The sequence below is a fragment of the Paenibacillus chungangensis genome, assembly GCF_042675905.1.
In the GTDB taxonomy this organism is placed as follows: domain Bacteria; phylum Bacillota; class Bacilli; order Paenibacillales; family Paenibacillaceae; genus Pristimantibacillus; species Pristimantibacillus chungangensis.
The window spans coordinates 1-13,017 of record NZ_JBHTJZ010000024.1 but is presented as its reverse complement, the minus strand read 5'-3'; the positions used below and the strand labels follow the sequence as shown (position 1 = coordinate 13,017).

The 13,017-nt window shown below is 48.6% G+C and carries 17 protein-coding genes and 1 pseudogene; 6 read left to right on the top strand and 12 right to left on the bottom strand.

Annotation, left to right across the window (positions count from 1 at the left end):
- Positions 1-276: 276 nt before the first annotated feature.
- Positions 277-1,161, top strand: coding sequence for a pirin family protein (locus ACFQ2I_RS15070; RefSeq protein ID WP_377565376.1), 885 nt, complete (start codon positions 277-279; stop codon positions 1,159-1,161).
- A gap of 116 nt (positions 1,162-1,277) precedes the next feature.
- Here the strand turns inward: ACFQ2I_RS15070 and ACFQ2I_RS15065 are convergent, their stop codons facing one another.
- Positions 1,278-2,516 (bottom strand): MFS transporter, encoded by a 1,239-nt coding sequence (locus ACFQ2I_RS15065; RefSeq protein WP_377565374.1) that lies wholly within the window; start codon positions 2,514-2,516, stop codon positions 1,278-1,280.
- A gap of 333 nt (positions 2,517-2,849) precedes the next feature.
- Here ACFQ2I_RS15065 and ACFQ2I_RS15060 point away from each other — a divergent pair, with 333 nt between their 5' ends.
- The 4 genes from ACFQ2I_RS15060 to ACFQ2I_RS15045 all read left to right on the top strand — a co-directional run bounded on the left by ACFQ2I_RS15060 (position 2,850) and on the right by ACFQ2I_RS15045 (position 5,612).
- On the top strand, positions 2,850-3,101 hold the full coding sequence (locus tag ACFQ2I_RS15060) for a hypothetical protein (protein ID WP_377565372.1): 252 nt from the start codon (positions 2,850-2,852) through the stop codon (positions 3,099-3,101).
- 91 nt (positions 3,102-3,192) lie between these two features.
- On the top strand, positions 3,193-4,809 hold the full coding sequence (locus ACFQ2I_RS15055; protein WP_377565369.1) for an S-layer homology domain-containing protein: 1,617 nt from the start codon (positions 3,193-3,195) through the stop codon (positions 4,807-4,809).
- Entirely contained in the window at positions 4,806-5,042 is a 237-nt protein-coding gene (locus tag ACFQ2I_RS15050; RefSeq protein WP_377565998.1) for a hypothetical protein, read from the top strand. The genes ACFQ2I_RS15055 and ACFQ2I_RS15050 overlap by 4 nt, the downstream gene beginning before the upstream one ends.
- Positions 5,043-5,165: 123 nt before the next feature.
- Complete coding sequence (locus tag ACFQ2I_RS15045; RefSeq protein WP_377565367.1) at positions 5,166-5,612, top strand: DUF4395 domain-containing protein; 447 nt, start codon at positions 5,166-5,168, stop codon at positions 5,610-5,612.
- Between the two features lie 45 nt (positions 5,613-5,657).
- Here the strand turns inward: ACFQ2I_RS15045 and ACFQ2I_RS15040 are convergent, their stop codons facing one another.
- The 10 genes and pseudogenes from ACFQ2I_RS15040 to ACFQ2I_RS14995 form a co-directional block, all read right to left on the bottom strand.
- Complete coding sequence (locus ACFQ2I_RS15040; RefSeq protein ID WP_377565365.1) at positions 5,658-6,251, bottom strand: response regulator; 594 nt, start codon at positions 6,249-6,251, stop codon at positions 5,658-5,660.
- Entirely contained in the window at positions 6,242-6,628 is a 387-nt protein-coding gene (locus ACFQ2I_RS15035; protein WP_377566046.1) for a hypothetical protein, read from the bottom strand. Before ACFQ2I_RS15035 ends, ACFQ2I_RS15040 begins: the two co-directional genes overlap by 10 nt.
- A 47-nt stretch (positions 6,629-6,675) precedes the next feature.
- Positions 6,676-6,735: pseudogene (locus ACFQ2I_RS15030) on the bottom strand (putative holin-like toxin); the annotation flags it as partial.
- Positions 6,736-6,930: 195 nt separating this feature from the next.
- The gene (locus ACFQ2I_RS15025; RefSeq protein ID WP_377565363.1) at positions 6,931-7,353 is read right to left on the bottom strand and encodes a VOC family protein; all 423 of its coding nucleotides are present in this window, start codon (positions 7,351-7,353) and stop codon (positions 6,931-6,933) included.
- Positions 7,354-7,628: 275 nt separating this feature from the next.
- Positions 7,629-8,168, bottom strand: coding sequence for an S-layer homology domain-containing protein (locus ACFQ2I_RS15020; protein ID WP_377565360.1), 540 nt, complete (start codon positions 8,166-8,168; stop codon positions 7,629-7,631).
- A 366-nt stretch (positions 8,169-8,534) separates the two neighbouring features.
- Positions 8,535-8,642, bottom strand: a complete 108-nt coding sequence (locus tag ACFQ2I_RS15015) for a putative holin-like toxin (RefSeq protein WP_377565358.1) — start codon at positions 8,640-8,642, stop codon at positions 8,535-8,537.
- A 223-nt stretch (positions 8,643-8,865) separates the two neighbouring features.
- Positions 8,866-9,069, bottom strand: a complete 204-nt coding sequence (locus tag ACFQ2I_RS15010) for a hypothetical protein (RefSeq protein ID WP_377565356.1) — start codon at positions 9,067-9,069, stop codon at positions 8,866-8,868.
- 200 nt (positions 9,070-9,269) lie between these two features.
- Positions 9,270-9,377 carry a putative holin-like toxin gene (locus tag ACFQ2I_RS15005; RefSeq protein WP_262679856.1) on the bottom strand — a complete coding sequence of 36 codons (108 nt, stop codon included), beginning with the start codon at positions 9,375-9,377 and terminating at the stop codon, positions 9,270-9,272.
- A gap of 404 nt (positions 9,378-9,781) precedes the next feature.
- The gene (locus tag ACFQ2I_RS15000) at positions 9,782-10,639 is read right to left on the bottom strand and encodes a sulfurtransferase (RefSeq protein WP_377565995.1); all 858 of its coding nucleotides are present in this window, start codon (positions 10,637-10,639) and stop codon (positions 9,782-9,784) included.
- 95 nt (positions 10,640-10,734) lie between these two features.
- Entirely contained in the window at positions 10,735-11,091 is a 357-nt protein-coding gene (locus ACFQ2I_RS14995; protein ID WP_377565354.1) for a winged helix-turn-helix transcriptional regulator, read from the bottom strand.
- Between the two features lie 150 nt (positions 11,092-11,241).
- On the opposite strand from ACFQ2I_RS14995, the gene ACFQ2I_RS14990 reads away from it, so the two are divergent.
- A complete protein-coding gene (locus ACFQ2I_RS14990) occupies positions 11,242-12,348 on the top strand; it encodes a Gfo/Idh/MocA family protein (RefSeq protein ID WP_377565351.1) in 1,107 nt (368 codons plus the stop codon).
- 69 nt (positions 12,349-12,417) lie between these two features.
- On the opposite strand, the gene ACFQ2I_RS14985 is transcribed toward ACFQ2I_RS14990, so the two are convergent.
- Positions 12,418-12,612, bottom strand: a complete 195-nt coding sequence (locus ACFQ2I_RS14985) for a pyroglutamyl-peptidase I family protein (protein WP_377565992.1) — start codon at positions 12,610-12,612, stop codon at positions 12,418-12,420.
- Positions 12,613-13,017: the final 405 nt, after the last annotated feature.

The following is a 13,017-nucleotide window of genomic DNA, read 5'->3' as shown; positions in this document are numbered from 1 at the left end:
ACGACTCCGGTGTTACAAGTGACAACAAGATCTTAGGCCTTCTGTTCATACAGCCACCTTCAATATACCACTTGTAAAAAGCCAATTGTAGCTATATTTGCAAATGACTCTTCACTATTCTGATTTTCCTATTATGTTAAAATGCGATAAGTATAGCTCTGCACAGTAAAGGTCACTCGGCACACGTTGACATCCCGTGCACTCCATGTTATCTTTAATTAAAGATAATTAATATTAAGATTTATGTAAATAATCTTTAAAGGAGCGAATACGACTATGACAACGACATTCCGTACAATTGAAGGCATCTACAGCGGAGCGCCATTCCATATGGTTGGCGACGGATTCCGGGTATCCAATTACTTCCCGTCGGGAAATAACTTCGGCCAGCGCTTCAGCCCTTTCCTGCTTCTCGATTACAACGCGCCTTACGAGTTCCCGCCCAGTCACCATACAAGAGGGGTAGGCGCACATCCGCACAGAGGCTTCGAGACGGTATCCATCGCATACGAAGGCTTCGTCGAGCATCATGACAATCATGGTAACCACGGCATCATCGGCCCCGGAGATGTGCAATGGATGACCGCAGGCTCGGGACTGCTGCACAAGGAATACCATGAACGTGAATTCTCGAAGCGCGGGGGAATGTTTCACTTCATCCAACTATGGGTCAACCTGCCGCGTGAGCACAAGATGCATGAACCGAACTATCAGGAGCTGCCAAAAGCGTCGATGGGCCGCGTTACACTGCCCGATAGCGGAGGCGAGGTTCGCATTATCGCAGGCGATTACAAGGGTGTACAAGGTCCGGCTCAGACGTTCACGCCAATTCATCTGTTCGATATCGCCTTCAATAAAGGCGGCATCGCCGAATTCGAGTTGCCCGCTACGTATAACGCCGCCGCAATTGTACTGCGGGGAAGTGCCATAATTAACGCAGAGCGCGAAGCCGATGAAGGCTCATTCGTAATGTTCAACAATACGGACGGCGTTATTCGGATTGAAGGTACGACCAACGAAACACTCGTACTTGTGCTCGGCGGGGAACCAATTAACGAACCTGTATTCCAATACGGTCCGTTCGTTATGAACACCAAGGATGAAGTTGTCCAGGCATATGCTGACTTCCAAGCAGGCAAGATGGGCAGCGCAGACTTCTAAATGACCAATCGACTATGGATGTAACCTATAAACGGAAAAGCCTCCGAGCCGCATCTAGCGGATTCGGAGGCTTTTGTTGTTATTGGTTCAAGGTCGCTTCACACATTATTGACGAATTAGCCATTCGCTCCGCTCTCCTGTTGTGTCGCAGGCACTGCAGCATCCAACCGCTTAAACATCGCAATTAGAACGAATCCCGTCGCCATCGTGACGAGGCCTGAGCCGACGAACCAGAACTGGATGCCGTATCGGTCGACGATGGGGCCTGCGATCAGCAATCCGATCGGGGACGCAAGCAGCATGATACTAGTGACGAGTGAGATGACCCTGCCAAGTATGGCAGGATCGTAAGCCTTCTGAATCATCGCCATGTATGGTCCGTTGAAGAACGGGGCCGCGGCGCCCATGACCAGCGACAGCGCGACGAATAAGATGAATGCTTCCTTCGCAAGCAGACCGCTGAACAGACTGGCAGCGCCCAATATCAATATACTCATGCAAATATAGGCAATATCCTTCCACTTGGACGCTACGACGGACAGCAGCAATCCTCCCACGATCATACCGATTGCGAATACCGCTTCCACCAGACTGGCGCTGTAGCCGCCCCGTTCGAAGTGGGACAAGGTCATGAACGGAAATAATGTTGCTAGCGGCATGAATACGATGGAGAACACAGCCGTCGCACCCGTGACGATGACGACTGGCTTTACTTGAACGAAAGCCTGCCAGCCCAGCTTAAACTCCTTCAAAAACTCAGCCTTCTGCTTCGTATCCGGCTTCGGTTGATCGATGCGAACAAGCATCAGCATGATATTGGCAATCAATGCTCCCGCAACATCGAGGAACAGCACCGTGCCAAGGGACGTAGCCGAATAGACGGCGATACCAAGCGCGGGGCCGATAATGTTGGAACTGGAGAACACCATCTGATGCCAGCCGGCGACGTGAGTCAGCTGGTCTTGGGGGGCGATAAGCGGGATCGCGGACTGGAAGGCCGGCGCATGGAACGATGAAGCCACGGAGCGCGCCATCAGAATCAAGTAGACGAAGCCAAGACCGGGGTCACCGAAGTAGTAATAGAGACCGAGCGCCAAGCTGAACAACGCAATAGCGCCGTCAGCAACAATCATCGTCAGCTTTCGGTTCCAGCGATCCAGCCATACGCCGATGAACGGGCCCAATATGGCTTGCGGCAGGAATCCGACGAGAGCGGTTATCGTCAATACGACAGCAGACTGTGTTGTTTCGGTCAGGTGCCATATGATCGAGAACTGAACCATCGAGGTTGTCAGTATAGAGAACAGTTGTCCAGTAAAAATAAAGGCGAATTTCTTTTTCCAATTCAGCTGCACGGCAATCTCTCCTTTGTTGTAGGCATTCAGACATGCCAACAACCATTTTCTGCGATTCTATACAAGCTTGAACGAGTGCGCGCCAAATATACCTGCCCTCTCGCATGACCTTAACCGCAGAAAATGGATCCCCCAACATGACATCACCGTTCACACCTCCGGAAACCGACAAAAGGCCGGCAAAATATAGATCAAGTGTAACAAAGCAACGATTCCATCAGCAAGGGAAGAAACGGCTAACAACAATTTCTTACATTGTTTTCACAAATGACGAGTACTCCGTTAACAATCGCTTGGTATATTGGCTTCATCAACGAATAAGGAGCCTGTTCCATGTCATCCCATTCCGCCATTACGTATACCCCGCGCCTATGCGATAACGAAACGATAACGAACAAATTGATTTATCAAATTCGGCAGCAGCAAGTATCCGCTTCGCATATGGACCGACTGCAAGCCCGTTGCCGCAGTGAGCTTCATGAGCTGCGCCAGGAGCTGAACTCGCTTCTGAACGAGCTTCGCAACCAGCTCGCAAGCGATGAAGCGGAGCAGGCAAGCCCACAGCAAAAGCAGTCCGCGGCATAGCATGCCGTCGACTGAATCTACCAATATTTTTACGATGATGACTCATCCAATCTTTGATATGATTCCTAAGTTAGTATAGGGAGGCGAAGATTTGAAGAGGATTGTTGGTAGATTACATATTGTGCTATTTGTTTTTTCATTTGCAATAAGCAGCTTTTTTCCGCACTATGCTGCAGCTAGCGCATTGCCCTTTCAAGATATAGGCACAAGTTATGCCAAGGATGAAATCATTCACTTATATAACAAAAAAATCATAACCGGCACATCTGCAACCACTTTTTCGCCCGATAGATCGGTTACAAGAGCTGAATTTATTGTGATGCTGAACCGCTTGCTGGGTCTAGAACCTGTGGCAAGTCCCATCACTCCCTATACCGATCTCAATCAGAGCTCTTGGCATTATGGCTCCGTTCAAGCGGCCACTCAATTAGAGCTTGCGAAGGGCAAGTCAGCCACAACCTTCGCACCGGAGCAATCCGTTACACGTCAGGAAGCTGCGGTATGGATGGCAAGGGCATTGAAACAATCCGAGATCCAGTCCACTGCGAATAAGGCGTTCAAAGATGAAGATCAGATTGCCGATTGGGCAAGTGCATCTGTTGCTGCCGTCCATAAGCTGGGGCTAATACAAGGGGACGATAGAGGAAAGTTCAGGCCGACGGACCCGCTATCAAGAGAAGAAACAGCCATGTTCATGGATCGGGTGCTGCAAAATGACCGCGGGGCTGCGGAACTTGAGCAAAAATCGACTGAACGGATCGTGATCGGGTGGCAATATGGTCAGACGACGGAACAATATACGAAACATATTTTAAAATCAAATGTAAATACGTTATCTCCGCGTTGGTATTTCCTTGATGAAACGGGCACGATAACAGATGCGACCGATAAGGAGCTTATTTCATGGGCAACGAACAATAACAAAGCCATTTGGCCTATGGTAGGCAATCGCTCCCACCAGGAAACGACGCATTTCATTTTAACCAATACAGCGGCCAGAAACAAAATGATTGATCAATTAGTCGAAATGGTGAGAACATACGACTTAGATGGGCTTAATATTGATTTTGAAAATGTAGCTCCTAAGGATCGTCAATCCTACACAACTTTCATTACTTTGTTAGCTGAACGACTGCATGCCCAAGGTGCGGTACTATCGATAGATGTATCTCCTGATCTGGGAACAAGCTGGACGGAGGCATTCGATTATGCTGCGCTTGGCAAGCAAGCGGATTATATCGTAATGATGGGATACGACGAGCATTATGGAGCGTTGTCTGGCGCAGGTCCCAATGCTTCCTTGCCTTATGTTACGAATGCCATCCATACGCTGCTGAAGGTTGTGCCTAGTGATAAGGTCATTCTAGGCCTGCCCTTCTATAACCGCGATTGGACATTGAAGCCGAGCGGCAGCGTCGCTTCCTCAGCATTCATTACGCTTACGGAGCAGAATGAGATGATGGAGCCCTATTCTCTTAAGCCTGTATGGAACCACACTTTGGGCCAATATATTGCTGGATATAAAAAGCAGTCTGTGCAACATATGATCTGGTTCGAGGAAGGCCGATCGTTAATCGCGAAGTATGAATTGGTTGTCAACAACGGATTAGCTGGATCGGCGTATTGGTATATAGGTGGAGAAAGTCCGGATATTTGGCCAAGCTTGCGCAACGCGGAGAGATACTTGGGTTATTCCTTCTCCGGATAGCTGTTGCTAAAATCAAATTTAAGCTCTTTTACGGTAAAGTGACTGTGACACCATGTTACGGATACATGGAGTTGGATAGGGATCGCCATATGATTGCGCTATACAACTGGTATGGTGAGGAAATAGAATTACATGGCGGACACGAAATTGTCAGGATACGGACACTGGGCCAATTCGATAACGACGACCGTGATCATTTTTACTCCTTGTTGGAAAGTGATGGCGTAGGATAAGCTCCACTACATGACTCGTCTTCTCATCAAAAGTTTAATTTACATTTTTCCTACCTGATAACTATGTTATGTTGTATAATAAAAGATATTTCTACCACTTATGAACTCAGGAGGAAATCTCTTATGAACAATAAGCCTGTATTATCCTATGAATGCCTTGATGAAGTTCCCATGCATAGAGTAAGAGCGAATCAGACAGGGATTTTGTTATGTGTTATTGCCACTTTCCTTTCGCAGCAATTTTGGATTCTGCTTCTTCCCCTCGTTGTACAAATGATAAGCCGTACTTTTGGCATTCGTTACAACTTGTTTGTACGCCTGATCTCTCCCTTGTTGCCTGCCAGTCATAAATCAGAAAGCAGAGAGCTTTTAAGATTCAACAGCCTGTTGGCCATTCTATTTTTATCCATCAGTATCGGGGCATATGTATTGAATCTCACCCTGATGGCGAATATCAGCTTAGGTTTGCTTGCGGTCGCAGTCATATTGGCGCTATCCGGATTTTGCTTCGGCTGCTTTATGTATTTTCATTGGAAGCAATATTGGGCCAGAAGAAAAATATCCAGTTAGTTTTGAAGGCTTCATCGAGGTAGAGCTAGCCGCTCCAGCTTCTGCTTAACGCGAGTAAATATCAAAAACTTTCAACTCGCGCAGCACAGCAACGACCTCCGACATTCTCCCTTTGTTGAATTTCTTCAATATTTTGTTGACCTGGGTACGTATTGTGACCTCCTCAACGGATCGCTCACTAGCGATGCTCTTGTATGTGCTTCCATCATAAATCGCTCTTACGATTTCGAATTCCGTTGCCGTAAGCTTTGATATAATATTAAGCGTATAGATTAAGCTGCTCTTTTCGTTTTGCAGCTTTGTCAATTCGCCGAGTATTTTTTCTGCTATCTCTGGACGCATGTAGAGGCGGTTGTTATAAGCGCTGCGGATCGAGTCAATGATAACGGAGATCGAATTTGTTTTCACAATGAAATCCATTGCCCCCGCACCGTAGGCTCGGAACATGACATCGTCCTCGGCGTGAATCGTGAGCACGATAATTTTCATATCCAGCAGCTCGCGCTTGATGTGCTCAATCGCTTCAAGACCCGATGTTTCCGTCTCCATCTCAATATCGATCAACATAATATCAGGACGCGCCTTATGTGCTAATTGTACCGCTTCCTTCCCGCTTGAAGCCGTGCCGACTACCTCCATATCCTGCTCGCGATCGATAATATTTTCACTGTAAAGATCGTATTTTTGAAGGAATGAAACACTCCCTTCAGATTTTGGTTAAGCGCGTGGACATTCCGGTTAATTAGCCGATTTTTGAACATCATGGTTGTATCTATGCCTCTGAACCGAATAAGAATGACAATCATAACCTGAACGACCAGCAGCATAGCCAGCCATGCTGCCCGTTCAGGCTGACTATGAATCAGCACATAAAAGGAATGGCTTGTATTGGGATCATAGAACAGGATATAGACAATCGGCAACAATGAAAGCAGGCCGGTCCACACCCACTTGTCCGCTTTGCTCCGATTTCTGCTGCGAATAAATTCGAGCGTGAAGGAAGGTATGCTGACCAAGTAAAGCGCGATCCCGACCATTTTTGTTGGATAATTAATGCAATGATGGCAACAATCGGCGTCAGCAGCGCAATAATTAGCGCACCAAAACCAATCATCAACGTCAAAGCGTCTTTGCTGGCTTATTATCTTCGTATCATTTTGAGGCCGATAATCAAACTGTCCAAATTTTGATACAGCGTATGTAAGTGTTCATTCCATGTTGACCTCGAGCCATGAAGAATACATCGCCAAGGCGTACAAGCCGCATAGCGATGTATTCATAGAATTAATACTGCTACGCGTCCACGGCGCTATCGTTTTTAGTGCTCAATCTCCGTATAAATTTGAAAGGTCACGCCGAATTTATCCGTTACATCACCAAATCCTGGGCTGAAAGGTTCCTCTTTGAACGGCATGTTGACTTGACCTTCTTGCCGCAAGGCTTCATAAATCCGTCTTGATTGTTCTACGTCATTCGTTGTAATGCAAATGGTTACCCGTTTCCCGTTCTCAATAGGTGAACCGCCTGGAGAGTCCGAAAACATGAGTTCTGTTTCACCGACTTTTAACTTGGCGTGCGCTATAAGACTACTCAACTCGTCAGTGAACGTATTAGGCATGTCCGGCATTTCACCGTAAGTAGCTATGGAGAGGATTTCTGCACCGATGGCTTGTTCATAAAATGCAATTGCTTCCTTTACCCGTCCCTCCAAAGTAATATAAGGGGTAAGTTTTACTGTCATAAGATTGTTCCTCCTCAAATTTTGATTCGATTGAGTTTCATAAGTATAGACGATCCGGCCACCATAAAATCATCGGTTACATCGAAAAAAAACTCATTCTCATCCAAAACGGCCGGCATTTTTCCCGTGTGCAATGGAGTGACTGAAATGACCGAACGGACGCCTTCCATTTAGAAGGACATGTGCTGCACAACGATGTCTGTTGCTTTACAAAGCAGATAGACCGTCCGTAAAATCACCGGACGGTCTACTAATCTAAATGACACGGCAACTTTCTAGTCGATAAATTCCGTATATTGCAATAACCGCTTCAACATCGCTGTCGCCTGCGCGCGGGTTGCATGTTCGGAAGGCATAATCGTTCCGCCGGGCATGCCCATGATGATACCTGCAGCCACAGCTTGAGCAAGTGCATCTGCGGCCCAGGCGGAGATTGACGTTCGGTCAGTGAACGATCCCAGCACTCCCATGTCTGCTGCCGCCTCCTTGCCCGTGAACGATAGTGCTCTGGCAACCATTACGGCCATCTGCTCGCGAGTGATCCGCTCATTCGGCGCGAATCGGTCCGGCGATAGGCCGCTCGCTAGTCCTGCATTCACCGCTGCCTCGACGGCAGGCCTGTACCACGCATTCACCGCCACATCCGCGAAGTCGGAAGTTTGTCCGTCAGGATTCAGATAAAGTCCCAGTGCGCGAACGAGCAGAGCCGTAAATTCCGCCCGCGTGATGTCCGTGTCCGGCGCAAAGCGGCTGTCCGTGACGCCATTGACGATCAGCTTGGACGCGCGGAAGGGGCTTTTGCTTCTTCCAAGCAAAAGCCAACTGCAAAGATAACCCTCGTTTTGTAACTCCTCAGTCTCAGCAAACTCCTTTAAAAGCGTCAGTTGCGAAAGTTGGGGCGTTGTCAGTCCTGACACTTTTGACACTAAAAGAGCTATATTCACGGGGTGTGAAAAGGACACAGCCTGCCCAACAAGCATCCCGCAAGTCAAAATCCGAATGGAGTCGCTTGGATCTACCCGACAATCCTTCTGTTGCATGTATGAAACAGCAAAGTTATAATAAAACTAAAGAAGGAGCCGTGCGCTAACACGACTCCGACAGCACAGTAGATCGCTTCAAAGGCGGTCGGCTTCGGTTAATAAGTCAGAAATAGACCGTTCACCTGGCAGTGGGGCGGTCTATTTCTTTTGGCTAAACGCTACGACTATAGCAACAACCAGCGTAAGCAGCGCTACAATAAGCGCACCAAAACCGATCATCAAAGTCAAAGCGTCTTTAACCTCCATGGGCATCCCTCCCTTCGTCCGAGAGGTAGCCGACCACCCTTGCAAGCCGTTCTATGTGCTTGTCTAATTATAGCATAAGTCTTTCATAATCTTTTCTGTTGAAATGATCCCGACTGGCGAGCGCCGTCAATCTTTCAAGGCACTCCTTGACCAATTCATTGCCATAATGCTCATGCTGCAAAAATATCTCCATTGCAGGTTTAATATAGGTGAATGGTGGTTCCTAACTATAATCGCTATCAATGGCATCAGACCAATATTCGTTGGAATCAGCAACCGACAAAAGCCGGTTCCGGTTCATTTCCTCGTTAAACTGCTCATCTAACTCCCGAATATCGGGGAATACCCGGTAAATGTAATACCCTTCATTCGGAATCGACGACCTGCCGTCCAGTAATCGACCGATCATAGAATAATATAAATTCATGCAACATTCCCCTCTCTCAGATACAAGTTAATATTCTATCCAACATTCTGCATGTTGCACGTATAAATAGAGATCGTTATAATAAAACTAAAGAAGGAGCCGTGCTACCAACACGACTCCGACAGCACAGTAGACCGCTTCAAAGGCGGTCGGCTTCAGTTAACTAGTCGAGAGTAGACCGTAACCTTGCAGGGGGCGGTCTATTTTTGTTGATTAAATATTGCGATGATGGCAACAACCAGCGTCAGCAGCGCTACTATAAGCGCACCAAAACCGATCATCAACGTCAAAGCATCTTTAACCTCCATGGGCATCCCTCCCTTCGACGAGAGGTAGCCGACCACCCTTGCAAGCCGTTCTATGTGCTTGTCTAATTATAGCATAATTTGTAAGAGGCCGAAGTGAAGTAATTCTGTTATTCTCTTTTCTTTTACTGTTGATTTGCTGTTGATCAAACATCTGGGAGGTTCCAGTGGTTGACTCCGAGGTTTTCATACGATAGGCGGTTGGAGCTATCAAGATAGATGGGGCTGAACGGCTTTTTGTGTGCGTGAGCGTTGAGGCTATACGTTCACAAGGACTGTACGATGTATCCAAAAGCGTACACATACGCTCGGACCTAAGCTTCCTGAAAGAGGTTTCAGGGTCTGACATTAAAAAATACATCGCCATCGCGTTCAAACCGCATGGCGATGTATTTATCAAGTAAATTCTACTTTACGTGTTTCTTTCCTTCCTCATCCCCCACCGCAACTGGATTCTCGCTATAGGAAATCCAATCGCTCCAGCTTCCCGCATACAGTCTAACCTTGGAGAAGCCCGCTTCCTGCAGAGCAATGATATTCGGTGTCGCCGACACGCCAGAGCCGCAATAGACGATCAGTTCGCCGTCGCGATCCAGATCGGCGAAGCGCTCGCTCTGGGCATCCGCACCCTTCCAGGCTCCGTTATCGCTCAGACCGTCCTTCCAGAAGCGGTTAATTGCTCCGGGAATATGGCCGGCGACCTTGTCCATCGGCTCTACCTCGCCCCGATAGCGCGGGCCTTCACGTGAATCTATGATCGTCACGCGATCCTGACCGAGCAGCTCCTTCACCTCATCCATCTCCACCAGCATATTGTGCTGGACAGTCGCCAGGTATCTCGCAGGGATCAGCGTCTTCTGCTGGGAAGATGTCGGGAATCCGGCATCAACCCACGCCGTGTAACCCTCATCAAGCACGAACACCTGCTCATGCCCCAGATACTTAAGCAGCCACCATAAGCGCGAAGCCATCATGCCTCCTTGATCGTCATAAGCGACGACGAGTGACTCATTGCTGATGCCTACCCGGCTAATAGCCACCGTCAAGTCGAATATATCCGGCAGCGGATGACGGCCGCCATGCTCTTCAACGGGAGCGGACAGATCTCTCTCCAAATCCAGATACACTGCTCCGGGAATATGGGATGCCTCATACAGCTCGCGCCCCGCATCCGGCTGGCCCATCAGAAATCTGCAGTCTACGATGACAACATCCGGCTCATACATGCGTGCCAGCAGCCATTTTAAAGAAACAATATGATTCATTATGTTCACGCCTTCCATCTTCCTGTTATGGGTTTATTATACGTACTTTTGCCGCAACAAAATAGTCACTCTATCCGGAGAGACAGCACTGACCATTATATCTTCATAAACTGCTTGCCCCAATCACAGAGGGGGTCCAACACCTTGCGCAGCGACCTGCCGCTCTCCGTCAGCTCGTAGACGACTTTGGGCGGCACCTCCGGGTAGACTGTGCGAAGAATGAGTCCATCCGCTTCCATCTCCTTTAATTGCTGGGTGAGCATTTTCTGCGTAATTGGCGAGAGCATTCGCATCATCTCTCCGTTGCGCAGCGCCCCCTGTTCTGCAAGCATGCATAGAATAGCGGTCTTCCACTTGCCGCCGATGCGGTCCAGCGTCGCCTCGGTCGGATTGTGATACGTTTTGCTCGAGCTCACGACGCCGATATTCGCTTCGTCATTCTTCACCGCCATATATGATCATCTCCTATAACATAATCTCCTTAAACGTAACCATTCGGTAACTATATCACGAAAAAGTGCGTTCTTTTCTGATTTGATTATATCGTTCATACTCAACTTTGTCAGGTACGATAGCTCGACAAGATAGAGGAGGAATAAATCATGGAAAAGAAAACGCAGTGGGGAGTAGGCATTATCGGAGCTGGAGCATGGGGCGGCATGGCTCACGTCCCTGCAATCGCAGGACTGGAGGCATACGAGGCGAAAGCGGTAACCGGTACACGGCCGGAAAGCGCCCGGAAGACGGCGGAAAGCCACGGCATTGCGCATTCCTATACGGATGCGCTGGAGATGGCGATGCAGTCTGACGTTGATGTCGTAGCGGTCACAGTGAAGGTACCGGAGCATGATCAATTGATTCGAAAGGCATTAGAAGCGAAGAAGCATGTGTATAGCGAATGGCCGCTTGCCCGAACGACAGCAGAAGCGGAGGCGATTCTTGCGCTTGCGGAAGAACGTGGAGTTAAGCATATTGTCGGCCTACAGGCGCGCGGCAATCCGACGGTCCGTTATATTCGGGATATGATCATTGAAGGTAGAGTAGGCCGTATCCTGGCAGTGAATGCCGTCGTCACTCTGCCCACATTCCCGACATTGAATGGGACAGTCGATCAGGCGCATGCCTATCTATTGGATGAATCCAACGGAGCCGATCAGCTGACGATCGGAGCAGCGCACCTATTGGATGCGATCGAATACATGGTGGCTCCATTCACTGAAGTGTCCGCAACACTGGCGACGCAATACCCCGATGTGAATATACTGGAGACGGGACAGACGGTGCGCGCGACTGGGTCTGATCATGTACTTATCGGCGGAGAACTGACGCAAGGCGCACTCGTGTCCGCTCAATTCGTCAATGCGGGAGCGCCTGACTTTCAGCTGCGGATTATCGGAACGGAGGGAGAATTGGCTATAACGCCTCGAGACGGGCTAATGTTCCAGATGGACCGGCTGAACATGAGCTTCCTCCGACCGTCCGGAGAACGCGAGGAGCTTGAGACACCAGACCTCTACATTTCCTCCTTAACGAAGCACATTGCTCCTGGACCGGGATATAACGTCGCCCAGCTGTACGCCACATTCGCAGAGCGGATCGCTGGCGGTGAAGCCGAGCTTCCCGACTTCGCCCATGCAGTGCGAACGCATCGACTAATGGACGCTATCCGCGCGGCCTCCATAACAGGCATTCGCCAAGTCATGGAGTGAGCAGCAGCAGAAGGCCGCCCCAGGTCGTGATGACCATGGGACGGCTTCAGCCCTGTTGAGAAGCTATTTCTAACTAATCTCCCCGCCTGCCTCTACAATATCTGCAGAGGTGGCGGCTATAGTGGTCTCAATAGTCACAACCAGCCCGTTCACAATCGTATCCAATGCCATGCTGGGCTGATTCGGATGCTGCGCCGCTTGTTCCGGGAGATAAGGGATATGAATGAATCCACCCTGCGTGTCGCGCGGTTGCTTTTGCTCAATACAACGACGAAATACAGTTTATGGTTAATGAAGTGGTTGAACTGGGTTCGTCCCCAAATCCATCCCCTGCAAAATGTCTTTCCAAGTCTGTTACTCGTGTTACCAAAAAAAATTGTTGTCTCTTCGTTGATTTATCACTCTAACCAACAATCCTCCTGTTGCATGTATAAACCAGCAAAGATATAATAAAACTAAAGAAGGAGCCGTGCGCTAACACGACTCCGGGAAGCACAGTAGACCGCTTCAAAGGCGGTCGGCTTCGGCAGAAATGATCCGAAATAGACCACTATCCTAGCCGGGTGATATGCTCCCATTATAGTAGACAGTAGAAAAAACAAAACCTCTACTTCTACCATGATGGGAGTTTTTGCTTTGTCAAAAAGGAGTCCAGTTTCATTAGATGTA